This window comes from Streptomyces sp. cf386 (assembly GCF_900103585.1).
Taxonomy (GTDB): domain Bacteria; phylum Actinomycetota; class Actinomycetes; order Streptomycetales; family Streptomycetaceae; genus Streptomyces.
Genome location: NZ_FNHV01000012.1, coordinates 196,594 through 214,763 on the forward strand (window position 1 = coordinate 196,594; position 18,170 = coordinate 214,763).

Here is an 18,170-nt window from a genome sequence, read left to right on the forward strand (position 1 = left end):
CGATTAGCTCAGCGGGAGAGCGCTTCCCTGACACGGAAGAGGTCACTGGTTCAATCCCAGTATCGTCCACACGCCGAAGCCCCCCGGTCCGATGACCGGGGGGCTTCTTCGCGGCTCGGTGCGGCTCAGCTGGAGAACAGCATGTGGCCGAAGCTCTTGTGACGCTTGTGGCCGTAGTGGCCACCGTGGTGCCCGCCGTGCGGGGCGCCCCAGGCCGGGGCCTGCGGGGCGGCCGGGTAGGCCTGCGGCGCGGCCGGGGGCGGCGGGGACGGCTGGGACCACTGGGACTCCACGCGGGCCAGGGCCTCCAGCTCGCCGTAGTCGAGGAAGATCCCGCGGCAGCCGCTGCACTGCTCTATCTGAACACCGTTGCGGTTGTACGTGTGCATCGGCGCATGGCACTTCGGACACTGCATGGTCGGCTCAACTCCTCGCCGGTCGGTCCTGCTTCGTGTATCGCCAGGACAGACTCTGTCCGGCTGCGGTCGGTTGCACACTACTTTGCGTGTCCGTGGGTCAACTCAGGGGGGAGGCAGGCTTTTCAGTCACCGGCGGCAATTCGGTCACAGGCGTCCACGAGGGACTGCTCGACCTCGTCGAGGAGACGGTCCTCGGCCAAGGCCTTGGTGATCGCCCGGGCGGCGGTCTGCACGGTGAGGGCACGGGCCGGGATGTCCAGCGCGGGCCAGGGGTCGCCGTCGGCGGGGACGGCCGGGCCGTCGGCGGCGCGGTAGGCCGTGAGGAATCGGTTCCATTCCTCGGGTGACAGCAACCCGCACGCGTACCAGGCGGCAGGGCGTGCGAGATCCCAGGCCGGTACGCCGACTCCCAGGTCGTCGACGTCGATGAGCAGCCAAGGGCCGTCCGGGGTCGGGTGACGGACCAGTTGGCCGAGGTGGAGGTCGCCGTGGCAGAGGGTGGTGGTGTCGGGCTGGGGGGTCTCGGCGCGGGCCCAGGCGGGGAGGGTGTTCCAGGCGCGGAGGACGGCTTTGGTGGCGGAGGTCGGTTCTGTGCCGGTGGTCGGTTCTGTGCCGGTGGCCGGTTCTCCGCCGGCGGTTGATTCTGCGTCTGTGGTCGGTTCTGCGTCTGTGGTCGGTTCTCTACCGACGGTCTGTTCTGTGCCGGCGGCGGCGCGGAGGCGGGATATCGCGAGGGCCGCCTTGACGGGGCCGCGCATGGGAGGGAGCGGAGCCGGTGCGGGGGTGCGATGGAGACGGGCGAGAAGGGTGGCGGCCGCTTCCCAAGGGGCCGCGTCGGGGTCTTCCGGGTCCACCGGGGTGCCGTACGGCCAGAAGGTCACCAGTCGGCCGTGCAGGTCTACCGGCGTGGGGGTGTGCGGGGGCAGGAGGATGCCGGGGAGGTGTGTGGCGGTGGTGAGGCGGGGGGTCAGGTCGGTGGGGGTGAGGTCCGGGGCGTGGGCCTTGGCGACCGTGTCGGCGTGCCGGACGACGGTGGCGTCGGGGCGGTCGGCGAGTGTGACTGTTGCTCCGCAGGGACAGGTGGATGTGCGGTGGTGGGCGGCGACCTCGGCTTGTGCGGTGAGGTCGGGGAGGAGGGGGTGGGGGGTCACGGGGGTCCCTTGGGTGCGGATGCTTTGGGGCGAGGGTACGTGGGGTACGCGGGGGACATGGCGGACAGGGCGTGCGGGCGGGCGGTCCGACGCGGGGAGCGTGCGTGCCCTTTTCTCGCCCCCGCCGCCCCTACCCGTCCCATCCTCCAGGGGCTCTGCCCCTTCGACCCCGGGCCCTTCTGGGGGCTGCCGCCCCCAGACCCCCGCATCGGCCCCGAAAGGGCCTCGTCCTCAAACGCCGGACAGGCTGAAGAGACGCCCCTGCGGGTGGGTGGGGGATAGGGACGGCGGGAACTCGTCCTCAAACGCCGGACGGGATGAGATGCGCGGGCCTGCGTCGAGAAGTGACGGCTGCTCGCGGGCGGGTGGGAGATCGGGGCAGTAGCGCCTCGCCCTCACACACCGGATACGTTGGAATGCGCGGGACCGCGTCGAGAGGGACAGCCGATCGCGGGCGGGGGGGGGATCGCGACGGTAGAACCTCGCCCCACACGCCGGACCCACTGAGATGCGTGGCCCGCGTCGAGAAGTGACGGCTGGGCGCGGGTGGGTGGGGCACATCCGGACGGGCGGGGTCTCGTTCTCGAACGCCGAGGTGGGCTGCCATATGCGAGCCGGTGTCGAGAGGGGCGGTCCGTTGCAGGCCGCCGCAGGCGCCCCCGGTCAAACCGTCGGCGGCAAAAGCAATGCCGGCGCAGCTCCCCAGCTGCGCCGGCATTTGTGCCGTCCGCCGCACCCCCGTCCCCACGGGGTTTCATGGGTGGATGTCCCCGCCCGGACCGCTCTTCCGGGCCTGGGGTCGCCGCTCAGCGCCCCAGCATCACGCCCACGGACGACGCCTGTGTGGCCACTGCCTCCCAGCCGTCGAAGACGACGAGGAGCAGGACCGCCAGGGGAAGGGCCATGAGCGTCGCCACCAGGGGGTGGCGACGGCCCTGGCGACGGGGACGCAGCAGCGTGCGCTGCTGCATACGGATCACTGTCCGCGGTGCCGTCTGGGCCATGGACCCTCTCCTGACCTGTGTCAGTTGTCGTTGGCAGCGGCGGGTGTCTGACCTCGGGGGACGAGTGCTGCACCCGCCGCTTGACCTCAAATCTAGGCCTCCGACCACCCCCGGCACGTCATGCCCTCGTACCGATTGCCGGGCCTCCCGGAGGATGAGCCATGACCTGCGGAGTACTCCCCTGGGTGGAGACGAGGTCCTAGGTCTCGGGGTCTTCCCCGAGGGGATGCCCGGTCTGCCCGGCTTTCGACGGGCCCTAATCCGGGTTTCGCTCCGAGCTGTCCTCGCGTGGCACCGGCTGTTCGACCAGCGCCAGGACCCGGTTCGCCATGAAGCGGGCCGTCCGCACGACCGATCCGTTCCGGGTGACTTCGCTCACTTCCACTACACCTCGACGCACCGCCGTCTCCACCCGGCGGCCCGCCCGGCTCGCCACCACCTCGTAGGTGCGCGTCGTGTCCCCTGCGTCCACGACTATCTCCACGCGATCACCCTTCACGGGTTCAATCCCCCTTCTGTGACGGATGGTTGGGGGCGCGGCAGCCATTAAGTCGCCCTGTCCGTCCGCCCTCTGACCACCCTTCAAGTCTCCCACCCACCACTGACAATCCATCGGCCCGAGAGGGCGCGGCCTCTGCGCACGGCGGCCCGTGGAAACGTAAGCTGTGGCTCGTCAGACGGACCGGGCAGCGGGGATGAACATGGCGATGATGCGCCTGAGGCGCGAGGACCCGCGCGTCGTCGGCTCGTTCAGGCTTCACAGACGGCTCGGCGCGGGCGGCATGGGCGTCGTCTACCTGGGCTCCGACAAGAAGGGGCAGCGGGTCGCGCTGAAGGTGATCCGGCCCGACCTGGCGGAGGATCAGGAGTTCCGCTCGCGGTTCGCGCGTGAGGTCTCGGCGGCACGGCGGATTCGCGGCGGCTGCACGGCGCGGCTCGTGGCCGCCGACCTTGAGGCGGAGCGTCCCTGGTTCGCCACCCAGTACGTACCCGGCCCCTCCCTGCACGACAAGGTCGCCGACGCGGGCGGGCTCGGCGCGGCCGAGGTCGCCGCCATCGGGGCCGCCCTGTCCGAGGGACTGGTCGCCGTGCACGAGGCCGGGGTCGTCCACCGGGACCTCAAGCCCTCCAACATCCTGCTGTCCCCCAAGGGCCCCCGCATCATCGACTTCGGCATCGCCTGGGCGACGGGCGCCTCGACCCTCACCCACGTCGGCACCGCGGTCGGCTCCCCCGGCTTCCTCGCCCCGGAGCAGGTGCGCGGCGCCGCCGTCACCCCGGCCACGGACGTCTTCTCCCTCGGCGCCACGCTCGCGTACGCCTCCATGGCCGACTCGCCCTTCGGGCACGGCAGTTCCGAGGTGATGCTGTACCGCGTCGTGCACGAGGAGCCGCAGCTGCACGGCGTACCGGACGCTCTGGCTCCGCTCGTACGGGCGTGTCTGGCGAAGGACCCGGAGGAGCGGCCCAGCACGCTGCAGCTGTCGTTGCGTCTCAAGGAGATCGCGGCCCGGGAGGCGCAGGGCCTCTCCGACGTACGCCCGCCCGCGCCCCGCTCCGCCGAGGCGGACCGTCCGACCGGGCGGCTCGCCGACACCTACCCGGACCAGCAGCGCGCCCAGCGTCGCACGCAGGGCACCGCATCCCCCCGCGGCACCGGGCTGCCGCGCGGCACAGGCGTCCCGAGGGTGCCCGGCCCCGCACGCGACGTACCCGCGTCGAGGGGCGGCAGTGCCCCGCACAGCGGTACGGCGCCGTCCCCCCGGTCGGGGACTCGGCCGGTGCCCTCCGCACGGAACGCCCCGCGCTCCGGCAACGGAAACGGCAACCGGCCCGCCCAGCGCAACGGAAACGGTCGTCCGGCCCCGCGGAACACCGGGACCGGCCGTCGGCCCGCCAACCCGCAGCTGCTGCGGCAGCGGCTGTTCGTGTTCGTCGTCGTGACGCTGCTCGTGGCGCTCGGCATCGCGGCGGCCCAGGGCTGCCAGGGTCCGCAGCGGGGGCTCGGCGACGACGGGGACGTCGTACGGGAGCGGCAGGAGCACGTGGAGCCTGGCTACCAGCCGTTGGACGGGGACTTGATGTCCGAGCGGTACGAGTCGACCTTCGAGATCTCCGACGAGTAGTCGAGTCCCGCACAGTCGGGCCTCGCGCAGTCGGGCCTCGCGCAGTCGGGCCTCGCGGGTGTCACAGGCCGGGGAGGATCCGTTCGAAGAACTCGCGGTCGCCGTCGAAGACCGGGTCCAGGGACAGGAACTCCTCCGGTGTGACCCAGCGGGCCTCGCCGACCTCGTCCGGGTCGGGGATCACGTCGCCGGTGTCGGCGCGCGCCGTCCACCAGTGGAGGCGGAAGCGGCCGTCGTCGGTCTCGGACTCCCAGACCTTCGCCAGGGGTACGACGGTGAGGCCGACCTCCTCACGGACCTCCCGGACGACCGCCTCCCGCTGGGTCTCCCCCGGCTCGACCTTGCCGCTGAGGGGCTGCCAGTAGCCGGGGCGTGCGACGGCGGGGCCGCGGCGGATGGCGAGGACGTGGTCGGCGCCGCGGAGCAGGACCGCGACGATCGCCTCGCGCTGCGCCATCGCCGTACGGCCTAGACCTGGGGGCGGCCCGTGGCCACCGCGTAGAAGGCGACCGCGGCCGCCGCACCGACGTTGAGGGAGTCGACGCCGTGGGCCATGGGGATGCGGACCCATTCGTCGGCGGCGACGAGGGCCTGGGTGGAGAGGCCGTCGCCCTCGGCGCCGAGCATGAGGGCGACCCGCTCCATCTTGTGCGGGGCGGCCTCGTCGAGGGTCTTGGCCTTCTCGTCGGGGGTGAGGGCGAGCAGCGTGAAGCCGGCCTCGCGGACCGAGTCCAGGCCCTTGGGCCAGGTGTCGAGGCGGGCGTACGGCACCGAGAAGACCGCGCCCATCGAGACCTTGACGCTCCGTCGGTACAAGGGGTCGGCGCAGTCCGGGGAGAGCAGGACCGCGTCCATGCCGAGGGCTGCCGCCGAGCGGAAGATGGCGCCGATGTTGGTGTGGTCGTTGACCGACTCCATGACCACCACCCGGCGGGTGGTCCGCAGGAGTTCGGCGGCCGTCGGCAGCGGCTTGCGCTGCATGGAGGCGAGCGCGCCGCGGTGCACGTGGTAGCCGGTGACCTGCTCGGCCAGTTCCGGGCTGACCGCGTAGACCGGGGCCGGGAGCTCGTCGATGACGTCGCGCATGACGTCGACCCACTTGGCCGAGAGCAGCATCGACCGCATCTCGTAGCCGGCTTCCTTGGCCCGTCTGATGACCTTCTCGCCCTCGGCGATGAACAGGCCCTCGGCCGGCTCGCGCTTGCGGCGCAGGTCGACGTCGGTCAGGCCCGTGTAGTCGCGCAGGCGAGGGTCGTCGGGGTCATCGACGGTGATGAGATCGGCCACAGGGTGATACTGCCTTGTCCTGGGTGCGGTGCCAACGGCTTGGCACGGTTGGGTTACCCGCGGTTACGAAATGGGCTCGCGCGGAAGGGGTCACTGGGAAGGGGTCGGTCCTACGTTCACGACCTCGCCGATGACGATGACCGCCGGCGGCTTCACCTCGTGGGCGAGCACCGTGTCGCCGGCCGTGGCGAGGGTCGCGTCGACCCTGCGCTGGGCGGCCGTCGTGCCCTCCTGGACCAGGGCGACGGGCGTGTCCGGGGACTTGCCGTGCGCGATGAGCGTCTCGGCGACCTTCCCGATCGTGCCGACGCCCATGAGGATCACCAGGGTGCCGGTCAGCTTGGCGAGGGACGGCCAGTCGACCAGGGAGCGCTCGTCGTCGGGGGCGATATGGCCGCTGACCACCGTGAACTCGTGGGCGACGCCCCGGTGGGTGACCGGGATGCCGGCGGCACCCGGCACGGAGATGGAGCTGGAGATGCCGGGTACGACGGTGCACGGGATGCCGGCCTCGGCCAGCGCCTGGACCTCCTCCATGCCACGGCCGTACACAAAGGGGTCGCCGCCCTTGAGTCGTACGACCGACTTGCCCTGCTTGGCGTGCTCGATCAGCGCGTTGTTGATGGCCTCCTGGGCCATGAAGCGGCCGTACGGCAGCTTCGCGGCGTCGATCACCTCGACGCTCGGGGGAAGTTCGGCGAGCAGGTCGCGCGGGCCCAGGTGGTCGGTGATCACCACGTCGGCCTCGGCGAGCAGACGGCGACCGCGCACGGTGATCAGGTCGGGATCGCCGGGGCCGCCGCCGACCAGGGCGACGCCGGGGGTGCGGGTGCGGTGGTGGGGGGCCACCAGCGTGCCGTCGCGGAGGCCCTCGACGACCGCGTCGCGGATGGCGGCCGTGTGGCGGGGGTCGCGGCCCCGCGCGTCGGTGGTGAGGACGGCGATCGTGACGCCCTCGCTGTGGCCGGTCGCCGGGGTCCAGGCGGTGGCGGCGTCGGCGTCGTCGGATCGGACGCACCAGACTCGGCGGCGCTCCGCTTCGGCCGAGGCCAGCGTGTTGGCTTCGGTGTCGCCGGTGGCGATCAGGGCGTACCAGGCCTCCGCGAGGTCGCCTTCCTCGTAAGGGCGCTCGTGCCAGGTGAGCTCGCCCGCGTCCGCCATGGCCTGGACCGAGGGGGTCACCGAAGGGGACACGAGGTGGATGTCGGCGCCGGCCGCGATGAGGGTGGGGAGGCGGCGCTGGGCCACATGACCGCCGCCGAGGACGACGACCTTGCGGCCGGTGAGGCGGAGGCCTACCGGGTAGGCGGGGTTTTCGGCCATGAGGTGCGGCTCCTCTTTACGGCGGTGCGGTGGCCCTGACGTGCGGATTTTACGGGGCGGGCGGGGAAGGCTGCGCAGGTGTCCGGTGGCTGAGCGTCATTGCCGGGTGCGGGTGCGTGGGTCCGTGCCCACCCGTTCCGCCCTGCGGCACGACTGTCCACGGACCCATGGGCCCACGAAAGCGTGGGCCCCGGACCCGAAGGACCCGCGCGCCGGCCACAACCGCGGCGGGCGGCACAGGCCCTGGGCACTGCCGTCCCCGAGATCCCCTCGTGCCTACTTCTCGGTCACCCCGGCCGAGTCGAACGTCGCCACCTCGTGCATCGCCCTCGCCGTGCTCTGCACCAACGGCAGGGCCAGCAGCGCGCCCGTGCCCTCGCCCAGCCTCAGGTCCAGGTCGACCAGGGGGCGCAGGCCCAGCTTGTTGAGGGCGGCGACATGGCCGGGCTCGGCGCTGCGGTGGCCCGCGATGCAGGCGGCCAGGACCTCGGGGGCGATCGCGCGGGCGACCAGAGCGGCGGCGCCGGCGCTGACGCCGTCCAGGATCACCGGGGTGCGCAGGGAGGCGCCGCCGAGCAGCAGGCCGACCATCGCGGCGTGTTCGAAGCCGCCGATCGCGGCCAGGACGCCGATGGGGTCGGCGGGGTCGGGTTGGTGGAGCTCGATGGCGCGGCGGACGACCTCGGTCTTGCGGGCGAGGGTCTCGTCGTTGATGCCGGTGCCGCGCCCCGTGACCTCGGCCGGGTCGGTGTCCGTGAAGACGGAGATCAGGGCCGCCGACGCGGTCGTGTTGGCGATGCCCATCTCACCCGTGAGCAGGGCCTTGTTGCCGGCCGCCACCAGGTCGCGGGCGGTCTCGATGCCGACCTCGATGGCCTGCTTGGCCTCCTCGCGGGTCATCGCGGGGCCGGTCGTCATGTCGGAGGTGCCCGCGCGGACCTTGCGGGGCAGCAGACCCGGGGTCGCCGGGAGGTCGGTGACCACGCCGACGTCCACGACACAGACCTCGGCACCCACCTGGCCGGCGAAGGCGTTGCAGACCGCGCCGCCGCCGAGGAAGTTGGCGACCATCTGGGCGGTCACCTCCTGCGGCCAGGGGGTGACGCCCTGGGCGTGCACGCCGTGGTCACCGGCGAAGATCGCGACGGCCGCGGGCTCCGGGATCGGCGGCGGGCACTGCCGGGACAGCCCGGACAACTGGGCGGAGATGATCTCCAGCATGCCGAGCGCGCCGGCCGGTTTGGTCATGCGCTTCTGCCGCTCCCAGGCCTCGCCGAGCGCCTTGGCGTCCAGCGGGCGGATCTGGGCGACGGTCTCGCCGAGCAGGTCGTGCGGCTCCTCGCCGGGCAGGGCGCGACGGCCGTACGTCTCCTCGTGCACGACCCACGACAGCGGGCGGCGCTTGGACCAGCCCGCCTGCATCAACTCGGGCTCGTCCGGGAACTCGTCGACGTACCCGACGCACAGGTAGGCGATGACCTCCAGGTGCTCGGGCAGGCCGAGGGCGCGGACCATCTCGCGCTCGTCGAAGAAGCTGACCCAGCCGACGCCGAGGCCCTCGGCACGGGCGGCGAGCCAGAGGTTCTCGACGGCGAGCGCGGCGGAGTAGGGCGCCATCTGCGGCTGGGTGTGCCGGCCGAGGGTGTGCCGGCCGCCGCGGGTCGGGTCGGCGGTGACGACGATGTTCACCGGGGTGTCGAGGATGGCCTCGATCTTCAGTTCCTTGAACTGCTTGGCCCGGCCCTTGGGCAGGGACTTGGCGTACGCCTCGCGCTGTCGCTGGGCCAGTTCGTGCATGGTGCGCCGGGTCTCGGCGGAGCGGATGACGACGAAGTCCCACGGCTGCGAGTGGCCCACGGAGGGCGCGGTGTGGGCGGCCTCCAGGACGCGCAGCAGGACCTCGTGCGGGATCGGGTCACTGCGGAAGCCGTTGCGGATGTCGCGGCGCTCGCGCATGACTTTGAGGACGGCCTCGCGCTCGGCGTCGTCGTAGGCGGGCGCGGCGGGGCCGGTGGACTGACGTACTTCTTCCACTGCGGCCGTGCTCTCTTCTTGAGGGTCTTCCTGGTCGGCGGCCCGGGTGTCCAGGTCCTCCGCGTGCTGTACGAGTTCGGGGTCGCCCTCACGGGGTGCGGGGACCATGACGACGGTAGCCGGTGTCTCCTCAACGGGGAGGAGGATCGGCTGCGGCGGGGTCGGCGCGAGGTGCGGGGTGGTCGGTACCAGGCCTTCGACCGGGACGAACTGCCCGAGGGACTGGTCGGGCGTCGGCTCCAGCGGCGTGGCGGACGGGAGGACGGCCGTGGCGTCGCCCGCCTCACCGCCGAACTCCGTCGGCCCGACGGGCGGTTGGGTCGGGTCCTGGGGGTCTGGGAGCGCCTGCGCGGACTGGGCCACTGACCTCAGCTGCGGTCCGGCGGGTTCCGCGACGAACGGCTCGGGCGCCTCGGCCGGTGCGGCGTCCGCCGGGGACTGCCGCGGGTCGGGCGACTCGGCGGGCAGGTCCGGGGTCTGCTGGGCGGCCGGCAATTGGCCTGCGGGGTCCGCGATGTGGGCTTCCGCTTCGGCGACGGGCGTGCTCGCGGCCACGGCCTGGGCGGCGACGGCCGCGTCGGCGTCCGTCGGCGTACCGTCCTGGTCCGGCGGCTGGACCTGCGCGAGGTTCGGCTCCGCCAGGGGTTCCACGACCGGGGCGGAGAGTTCGGCCTGCTGCTGGGCGGTCTGTTCGGCGTCCGAGGAGTGCGGGGTCGGATCGAGGGCTGCATCAAGGCTTACGACGGCGGAGGCGTCGTCGGCGGGGTGTGGCACCTGGCCGACCTGCTCGGCGTCCGCGGGCCGGGGCGCCGGTGCCGGTTCCGATGCCGTCGGGTCGGGGGCGGCTTCGGGGGTCGGCCGGCCCTGAGCCGGGATGACACCCTCGGCTGCGACCTGGGCGGCCTCGGCGGCGGAGACGGCCTCGGGGACCGGGGCACCCTGGGGAGCGGGCTCTTCGCCGCCCTGGGCGAGAGCCTCGGGCACGACGGCGTCGGCGACCTGGGCAGCCTCGGCGGAGGGAACCCCGAGAGTCTGCTCCGCATCTACGACGGGCGTCTCCGGCACCTGGTCGGCTTCAGGGGCGGGTACTGCGAGGGGCTGCGTTGCTTCAGGGGCGGGCGCGGCGAGGGCCTGCGCTGCTTCAGGAGCGGGCGCTGCAAGAGTCTGTTCGCCCTCAGCGGCGGGCGGTGCGAACACCTGCTCAGCCTCAGCGGCGGGCGCTGCGAACACCTGCTCAGCCTCAGCGGCGGGCGCTGCAAGAACCTGCTCCGCTTCAGCAGCGGGCGGTGCGAAAGCCTGCTCGCCCTCAGCAGGGGTCGCCACGAGCTCCGGTTCGCTCTCCGCGGCGGGCACCGCGACCGCCTGTACCGTCTCGGGCACGGCCGTCTCGGCGACGTCCCCGGCCTCAGCCACAGCAGCCTCGCCGGCCGACGCGGCCTCGGGCGCGGCCTCGCCGGGAGCCTCAGCAGCCACGGGGACCTCGGAGGCCTGGGCGTCGCCCGCACCGACAGCCTGCGCGCCGTCGCCCGCGGTGCCCCCGGCAACCGGCACGCCCTCGGCGCCCGGCACGATTCCGGGAAGCTGCTCGGGCTCGACGCTCTGCCCGTCCTCGGGCGCATCGCCGGCTCCCGCGTCCTGCACGGCGTCGGGGACATCGGACGCACCAGGCACCTGTCCGGCATCCGGGGCGACCCCGCTCACCGGGACCTCCCCGCCGTCGGCGTCGGACGGGATCGCCTCGACCGTACCGGCACCGGAATCGGCCATAACTGCCGCGTCATCCTCCCCGGCGGTGGGGTCATCCACGGCAGCAGCCGGCTGACCGGCGTCCTGGCCAGGCGCCGCCCCGGCACCCGGAGCCTGCGCGGCGTCCGGCAACTCCTCGACGCCCGGGACCTGCGCACCGCCCGGCATCTCCCCGACGACCGGCTCCACACCAACGACCGGCGTGGCATCGGCGGCCGACGGCAGCTGACCGTCCTGCACACTCTCCTGCGGCACAACCACACCTGCCTCGGCGCCCAGCGGCACGTCCGAAGCAGTGGCCTGCGCCCCGTCCGCCGTACCCTGCGGAGCACTCCCCGCGGCCACGGCGTCGGTGGCGACGCCGGCCGCCACCGCCTGCGCGACGCTCACCGGCTGCCCGGTCGGGACAACCGTTTCGGCAGCCGACGCCTCGACGCTCACCGGTGCCGGGGCCGGCGCGCCCCAGGGGGTCGCCGCCTGAGGGGCCGACGCCTCGCGGTGCTGCTGGACGTCGAGGTACTCGGGGCCGGTCGCGCCGGGGTGGCGTGCGGGTGCGCCCACGGCGCCGCGGTCGGCGAGGGAGCGGACCGGGCTGGCGGAGGCGTCGGGGATGGGCGGACCGAGGTGCAGGGGGCGTCGGGGTGTGATGGGCGGAATCGGCGTCGACGGGGGCGTCGGGTTCGGGAAGCGGACGCCGCTGAGGTCGACCGAGCCGCTGTCACGGCCGGAGATCTCGTGCGGACCCGGCTCGTGGACGGCCTCCAGGACCGGCTCCGGCGCGGGTGGGGCGACCTCGTTGCCCCAGGCACCCTGGGAGCCGGGCATCAGCAGGTCTTCGTCCTCGGCGGTGGTCTCGGAGAGGTAGGTGTACGTACCGTGCGCCGCGGGGGCGCCCGGCTGCTCCACCATGCCTGCGCTCTCCGGCAGTCCCTCGCTCGGGACCTGGCCGGTGTCGGTCATGCGTACCCCTCGCCCATCGGTTAGTGCCTCTTACGACCAGCTCGCCCGGGAACGGCGCACCGACCGCCCCCGCAGTGAAGAACGAGCGTGCGTGCCCAGCGGCACGAACGACCCGCCCAAAAAGGCGACAAAGCCATTGAGTGGCATTGTCGTGGCCGTTCGGCCGTCGCGACAGGTTGATCCGCGACAGGCCGCTGTGGACTGCGCCACGTTGCGCGTCCCCCAGGTCCGCCGTACCACACGCACCCCAAACGGGGCGTGTTTTCCGGACATTGACCGACGAAGCGCCGGGCGACCGAGTGCGGTACAACGATCGGCCAGCCTACCGCGCGCGGTACGACAACAGGATCACGGGGACAGGTACACGGTCATACCGTGCGGTCGGGCAACACCCCGCTGAGCAGGAACGCAACCGTGCGCTCGCGCTCCGTCCAGGCCCGCGTGTCGAGCTCCACGGACTGCAGGAGCGCGCACTCCACGTCGTAGCCGTGTTCGGTGAGGTCCCGTCCGACGAGTTCGGCGGCGTCACGGGTCGCGGCGTGCGTGACGATGCGCTGCGGGCGCCGGTCGGCGACGGCCGAGACTACGGCGGCTCCCCCGCCACCGATGCGTACGACGTCCGGTTCCGGGAGGTTCTCCAGGACGTGCGGGGCGGTGCCGTGGACGATCTGAAGCTGGACCCCGAAGCCGCGCGCGTTGGCCCCGGTGCGCTCACAGGCCCGCGGGTCCCGGTCGACGGCGATGACGGCGGCACCGGCCCGGGCGGCCTCGGTGGCGAAGGCGCCGCTGCCGCAGCCGATGTCCCACACGAGGTCACCGACGCGCGGGCCGAGCCTGGCGAGTTGGGCCGCGCGCAGCGGTTCCAGCTCGCCCTCGCCCATGAGTCCGCCGTAGGACTCGGCGGGCAGCGTCCAGCCGCGCGGCCCGGCGCCCGGGTCGCGCCCGGAGATCCAGCCACCGGACTCCCCCGCGCCGGCCCGGCCGCCGATGACGATGACGACGTTCGGGTCGCGCCAGGCGTGGTCGGCGGCCTTGTCGGAGGTGACGACGGTGACTTGCTCGCGTTCGGTGCCCAGTTCCTCGCAGATGACGAAGGTGCGGTGCACGCCCTCCAGGAGCAGGCCGAGTTCGGCGGGTCCGGCGCCGGGGGACGTGAGGACGGCGACCTTGGTGTGGGCGCGGCACACATTCACCGCACGTCGCAGGGTGCGACGGTGTGCGACGACCACCTGGGCGTCGTCCCACGGCATGCCGGCCCGGGCGAAGGCGGCGGCGACCGAGGAGACGGCGGGGACGACCTCGACCTCCAGGCCGAACTCGGGTGCGCGCAGGGTCCGTACGACTCCGAAGAAGCCCGGATCACCGTCGGCGAGCACGACCGCGGTTCCGCGATGGCCGGCGATGCGGCGGGCGGCGAGGGCGGTGCTGCCGAGGCGGATGCGCTCGGCGGTGGGCGGCACCTCGGGGAGCGCAAGGTGGTGTGCGGCGCCGGCCACGAGCGTGGCGGCACCGAGGGCGGAGCGTGCCGCGGCGGTCAGCGGCGAACCGTCCCAGCCGATCACCGTGACGCGGTCGGCCATCGTCGTCAGTCTCCCGGGTTTGCGCAGGTCGTCGTGGGGCAGCCCCGAGGGGCGGGCTCCGTGAGGGTACCTGGTCGCTGGGCGGGCACCACCCGTGCCCGTGGGTTGGATTCCCGTCAGTTCCACTCGCCGAACGAGGTGAAGCCGCCGCTGTCGGCCAGTTGCTCCCCGGCGCCGTCGAGATCCTCCGGGAGGAGGCTCCAGACGATGAAGTCCGTGCGGACGTCGGTCCAGGTGCCGTCGTCCGTGCGGACGTGCGCTATGCACGCGTTGCGCAGGACGCCCTCGCTGATACAGCCGATCTTCTGGGCGACCTGCTGCGAGGCGGTGTTGTCGGCGGCCGTGCGCAGCTCGATCCGTTCGAACTTCTGGTCGCTGAACAGCCATTGGGCGGTGGCCAGCGCGGCCTCGGAGGCGTAGCCCTCGCCGCGGGCCCAGGGGGCGACGATGTACGACAGCTCGGTGGAGCGCACATGCCAGTTCGTCTTGGCGAGCTGGACGATGCCGACCAGGCGCTGGGTGAGGAATTCGGTGACGGCGAGGTCGAGCCCCCGCCCGGCCGCCCGCTCGGCGGGGGCGTACTCGGTGATCCAGGTGCGGGCGCCGTCCTCGGTGTAGGGCTGAGGGACGTCCGTCCAGGCGCCGACCTGCTCGTCGTTCATCATCTCGGCCAGCGCGGGCACGTCGTCCTCGTCGAGGGGGCGCAACACCAACCGCTCCGTGCTGATGGAGATGTTGGGGAAGGTGCTAGTCATGCGCCACTCCGTAACCTTCGGAAAACCTTCAGGGCCTGCTGAACTGCCCAGCATGCAGCATGAAAGCACTGAACCGCACGACAGGGCCCACTCGGGGTGAGCGAGTGGACCCTGTGCGTACCGAAACGCCGTATACGCGCCGTCAGCCGGAAGCGACCGGCAGGACCGAGCCCTTGTACTTGTCCTCGATGAACTTCTTCACCTCGGACGACGTGAGCAGCTTCGCGAGCTTCTTCACGCGCGGGTCGTCCTCGTTGCCCTTCTTCACGGCGAGGAGGTTGGCGTAGGGGTTGTCCTTCACCGACTCCAGCAGGATGGCGTCCTCGGTGGGGCTGAGGCCGGCGTCCTGGGCGTAGTTGTTGTTGATGACCGCCGCGGCCACGTCATCGAGCGAGCGCGGCAGCTGGGCGGGCTCCAGCTCCTTGAACTTCAGGTGCCTGGGGTTGGCGGCGATGTCCGCCGGGGACGCGTCCGTGCCCGCGCCCTCCTTGAGCGTGATGACGCCCTTGGAGGCGAGGAGTTTCAGGGCACGGCCCTCGTTGGTGGTGTCGTTCGGCACGGCGACGGTGGCTCCGTCGGCGAGCTTCGTGACGTCGGTGACCTTCTTCGAGTAGACGCCCATGGGCGGCAGATAGGCGTCGACGACCGGGACCAGGTCGGTGCCCTTGGACTGGTTGAAGTCGTCCAGGTAGGGCTTGTTCTGGTACAGGTTCGCGTCGAGCGAGCCCTCCTGGAGCGCGGTGTTCGGCAGGACGTAGTCCGTGAACTCCCTGATCTCCAGGTCGAGGCCCGCCTTCTCGGCGAGGTTGTCCTTGATGTACGTCAGGACCTCGCCGGCCGGGACCGCGGTGGCGCCGACGACCAGCCTGGCGTCGTCGGCGCCACCGGAGGAGCCCGAGCCGCAGGCGGTGAGCGTCAGGCCGAGAGCCAGCGTGGCCGTCAGCAGTACGGAGCGGCGCTTCACGGCGGTCAGAAGGCCGCGACGACGGCGCCGTCGTACTTGTCCTCGATGAACTTCTTCACCTCGGGCGACGTGAGCAGCTTGGCCAGCTTCTGCACGCGCGGGTCGTCCTCGTTGCCCTTCTTCACGGCGAGGAAGTTGCCGTACGGGTTGTCCTTGGGCGACTCGGCGGCGATGGCGTCCTTGGCCGGGCTGAGGTCGGCCTCCAGCGCGTAGTTGCCGTTGATGACCGCGGCGTCGACGTCACCGAGGGAGCGCGGCAGCTGGGCCGCCTCGAGCTCCTTGAACTGGAGGTTCTTGGGGTTGGAGGCGATGTCCTTGGGGGTCGCGGAGTAGCCGGCGCCCGCCTTGAGCTTGATCACACCGTTGGCCTCCAGCAGCTTCAGCGCGCGGGCCTCGTTGGTGGTGTCGTTCGGGAGGGCGATGGTGGCGCCCTTCTTCAGGTCCGTGAGCTTCTTGACGCCCTGGGAGTACACGCCGAGCGGCTCCAGGTGCACCGTGGCGTTCGGCACGGCGACGATGTCGGTGCCGTTCTTCTTGTTGAAGTCGTCCAGGTACGGCTGGTGCTGGAAGTAGTTGGCGTCGACCTCACCCTGCTGGACGGCCGTGTTCGGCGTCACGTAGTCGGTGAACTCCTTGACCTCGAGGTCGAGGCCGGCCTTCTTGGCGAGGTTGTCCTTGATGTAGGTGAGGATCTCGCCCTGCGGGGTCGGCGTGGCCGCGACCTTCAGCGGGGCGCTCGCGTCGGAGCCGGAGTCCTTGTCCGAGCCGCAGGCGGAGAGCCCGAGGGTGAGGGCTCCGGCGGCGAGGACGGCAGTGGTGATCTTGGCGGTGTTACGCACGAAAAGTGCCTTTCCTTATGGGTAATGCGACCCCGACTTGGGTGTTCGGGGAGTTCAGGGGGGAGCTGGGCCTAGACGGTCTTGCTCGTGGCCGTGGACGCCTTCAGCAGCCGCAGCTTCGGTGCCGCGCCCGAGTGGCCGCCGCGGCGGTGCAGGGAGCGGGCCGCGTAGTCGCCGGCGAACTGGATGAGGGAGATGACCACCGCGAGGATCGCGACGGTGAACCACATCAGCTCGGTCTCGAAGCGCTGGTAGCCGTAGCGGATGGCGATGTCGCCGAGGCCGCCGGCGCCGACCGTGCCGGCCATGGCCGAGTAGCCGATGAGGGCGACGATCGTGGTGGTGGTGCTGGCGATGAGGGACGGCAGGGACTCGGGGACGAGGACCTTGCGCACGATCGTCCAGGTGTTGCCGCCCATCGACTGCACGGCCTCGACGAGCCCGCCGTCCACTTCGCGGACAGCCGTCTCGACCAGGCGCGCGAAGAAGGGGATCGCGCCGATCGCGAGCGGCACGATGGCGGCCTCGCGGCCGATGGTCGTGCCGGTGATCCAGCGCGTGAAGCTCATCAGCGCGACCATCAGGATGATGAACGGCATCGACCGGGCGACGTTCACGATCTGCCCGATGACCTTGTTGGCGAGGACGTTCTGGAGCAGACCGCCGCGGTCGGTGAGGACGAGGAGGATGCCGAGCGGAAGGCCGCCGACGACGGCGATGAGGGTGGACCAGCCGACCATGTAGAGGGTGTCCCAACACGCCTGCTCCAGCAGGGGCTGCATCTCGGACCAGGTCACTTGGCACCTTCCTTCACCAACAGGGGTTCATCGATGACGTCGATCTGGAGGCCCTGTTCGCGCAGGAAGCCGATCGGCACGACGTTGTCCTCGTAGCGGCCGGGCAGCTCGATGCGCATCCGGCCGACCTGGAGGCCGCCGACGGTGTCGATGGCGGCGCCGAGGATCGAGATGTCGATGTTGTAGGTGCGCGAGAGCTGGGAGATGACGGGCTGGGTCGCCGCCTCGCCCTGGAAGGTGACGTCGACGACGGTGCGGTCGTCGCCGGAGGCCTCGCCGCCCACCGGGAAGAGGGCGGAGGCCAGTTCGGAGCCGGGCGTCGCGAGCAGCTCGCTCACCGTGCCGGACTCGACGATGCGGCCCTGCTCCATGAGCGCGGCCGAGTCGCAGATCGACTTCACGACGTCCATCTCGTGCGTGATGAGCAGGACGGTCAGGCCCAGTTGCCGGTTCAGGTCGCGCAGCAGCTGGAGGATGGAGCGGGTGGTCTCCGGGTCGAGGGCGCTGGTGGCCTCGTCGGAGAGCAGCACCTTGGGGTCGCCGGCCAGGGCGCGGGCGATGCCGACGCGCTGCTTCTGGCCGCCGGAGAGCTGGGCGGGGTAGGCCTTGGCCTTGTCGGCAAGACCGACGAGGTCGAGCAGTTCGAGCGCCTTGCGGGAGCGTTCCTTGCCCGACTTGCCGAGGATCTCCAGCGGAAGCTCGACGTTGTCCTGGACCGTGCGGGAGGACAGCAGGTTGAAGTGCTGGAAGACCATGCCGATACGGCTGCGGGCCTGCCGGAGTTCCTTGCCGGCCCGGGGGCCGCGCCCCGCGAGGGCGGTGAGGTCCTGGCCGGCGACGGTCACGGTGCCGGCGGTGGGGCGCTCCAGCAGGTTGACGCAGCGGATGAGCGAGGACTTGCCGGCGCCTGACTGGCCGATGACGCCGTACACCTCGCCTTCGCGGACATGGAGATCGACGCCGTCGAGGGCGGTGACCTCGCGGCCGCGCGAGCGGTAGACCTTGGTCAGGCCCGATGTGGTGATCACTGGGGTTCCGTCACTGTCGAGTGCACGGCGCGTCGTGGGCGCCGGGCACGTGGCGTTCAGAGTCGAAGGCAGCCAGGACGCAGCACGGTTCTCGCAGGCGCGGTCGAACCGGGAAGGAGAATCGTGTGCGCGGGGGCGGGGCTCAGTCCCGTACGCG

15 protein-coding genes and 1 tRNA gene are annotated in these 18,170 nt (G+C 71.9%); 2 read left to right on the plus strand and 14 right to left on the minus strand.

The window, feature by feature from the left end; genetic code table 11:
- Positions 1 to 69, plus strand: a tRNA-Val gene (locus tag BLU79_RS29405).
- A 56-nt stretch (positions 70 to 125) separates the two neighbouring features.
- On the opposite strand, the gene BLU79_RS29410 is transcribed toward BLU79_RS29405, so the two are convergent.
- From BLU79_RS29410 to BLU79_RS29430, 4 genes are all read right to left on the minus strand, one after another.
- Complete coding sequence (locus BLU79_RS29410; RefSeq protein ID WP_093908959.1) at positions 126 to 416, minus strand: TFIIB-type zinc ribbon-containing protein; 291 nt, start codon at positions 414 to 416, stop codon at positions 126 to 128.
- Positions 417 to 541: 125 nt separating this feature from the next.
- Positions 542 to 1,570, minus strand: coding sequence for a phosphotransferase (locus BLU79_RS29415; RefSeq protein ID WP_093908960.1), 1,029 nt, complete (start codon positions 1,568 to 1,570; stop codon positions 542 to 544).
- 806 nt (positions 1,571 to 2,376) lie between these two features.
- Complete coding sequence (locus tag BLU79_RS29425; protein ID WP_093908962.1) at positions 2,377 to 2,574, minus strand: hypothetical protein; 198 nt, start codon at positions 2,572 to 2,574, stop codon at positions 2,377 to 2,379.
- A gap of 256 nt (positions 2,575 to 2,830) precedes the next feature.
- The gene (locus BLU79_RS29430; protein WP_093908963.1) at positions 2,831 to 3,073 is read right to left on the minus strand and encodes a hypothetical protein; all 243 of its coding nucleotides are present in this window, start codon (positions 3,071 to 3,073) and stop codon (positions 2,831 to 2,833) included.
- Positions 3,074 to 3,269: 196 nt separating this feature from the next.
- On the opposite strand from BLU79_RS29430, the gene BLU79_RS29435 reads away from it, so the two are divergent.
- On the plus strand, positions 3,270 to 4,700 hold the full coding sequence (locus tag BLU79_RS29435) for a serine/threonine-protein kinase (protein WP_177001231.1): 1,431 nt from the start codon (positions 3,270 to 3,272) through the stop codon (positions 4,698 to 4,700).
- A gap of 61 nt (positions 4,701 to 4,761) precedes the next feature.
- Here the strand turns inward: BLU79_RS29435 and BLU79_RS29440 are convergent, their stop codons facing one another.
- From BLU79_RS29440 to BLU79_RS29485, 10 genes are all read right to left on the minus strand, one after another.
- Positions 4,762 to 5,157 (minus strand): NUDIX hydrolase, encoded by a 396-nt coding sequence (locus BLU79_RS29440; RefSeq protein ID WP_093908965.1) that lies wholly within the window; start codon positions 5,155 to 5,157, stop codon positions 4,762 to 4,764.
- A gap of 11 nt (positions 5,158 to 5,168) precedes the next feature.
- Positions 5,169 to 5,987, minus strand: a complete 819-nt coding sequence (locus tag BLU79_RS29445; RefSeq protein WP_093908966.1) for a TrmH family RNA methyltransferase — start codon at positions 5,985 to 5,987, stop codon at positions 5,169 to 5,171.
- A 90-nt stretch (positions 5,988 to 6,077) separates the two neighbouring features.
- Complete coding sequence (cobA, locus tag BLU79_RS29450; RefSeq protein ID WP_093908967.1) at positions 6,078 to 7,310, minus strand: uroporphyrinogen-III C-methyltransferase; 1,233 nt, start codon at positions 7,308 to 7,310, stop codon at positions 6,078 to 6,080.
- A gap of 276 nt (positions 7,311 to 7,586) precedes the next feature.
- Positions 7,587 to 12,050, minus strand: a complete 4,464-nt coding sequence (cobT, locus tag BLU79_RS29455; protein ID WP_093908968.1) for a nicotinate-nucleotide--dimethylbenzimidazole phosphoribosyltransferase — start codon at positions 12,048 to 12,050, stop codon at positions 7,587 to 7,589.
- 368 nt (positions 12,051 to 12,418) lie between these two features.
- Entirely contained in the window at positions 12,419 to 13,630 is a 1,212-nt protein-coding gene (cbiE, locus tag BLU79_RS29460) for a precorrin-6y C5,15-methyltransferase (decarboxylating) subunit CbiE (protein ID WP_093908969.1), read from the minus strand.
- Between the two features lie 116 nt (positions 13,631 to 13,746).
- Positions 13,747 to 14,385 carry a GNAT family N-acetyltransferase gene (locus BLU79_RS29465; RefSeq protein WP_093908970.1) on the minus strand — a complete coding sequence of 213 codons (639 nt, stop codon included), beginning with the start codon at positions 14,383 to 14,385 and terminating at the stop codon, positions 13,747 to 13,749.
- A gap of 142 nt (positions 14,386 to 14,527) precedes the next feature.
- Positions 14,528 to 15,349: a MetQ/NlpA family ABC transporter substrate-binding protein gene (locus BLU79_RS29470; RefSeq protein WP_093908971.1), complete on the minus strand. Its 822-nt coding sequence runs from the start codon at positions 15,347 to 15,349 to the stop codon at positions 14,528 to 14,530.
- Positions 15,350 to 15,354: 5 nt separating this feature from the next.
- A complete protein-coding gene (locus BLU79_RS29475) occupies positions 15,355 to 16,188 on the minus strand; it encodes a MetQ/NlpA family ABC transporter substrate-binding protein (protein WP_093908972.1) in 834 nt (277 codons plus the stop codon).
- Positions 16,189 to 16,259: 71 nt separating this feature from the next.
- Positions 16,260 to 16,985 (minus strand): methionine ABC transporter permease, encoded by a 726-nt coding sequence (locus BLU79_RS29480; RefSeq protein ID WP_093908973.1) that lies wholly within the window; start codon positions 16,983 to 16,985, stop codon positions 16,260 to 16,262.
- Positions 16,982 to 18,013: a methionine ABC transporter ATP-binding protein gene (locus BLU79_RS29485; protein ID WP_093908974.1), complete on the minus strand. Its 1,032-nt coding sequence runs from the start codon at positions 18,011 to 18,013 to the stop codon at positions 16,982 to 16,984. The genes BLU79_RS29480 and BLU79_RS29485 overlap by 4 nt, the downstream gene beginning before the upstream one ends.
- Positions 18,014 to 18,170: the final 157 nt, after the last annotated feature.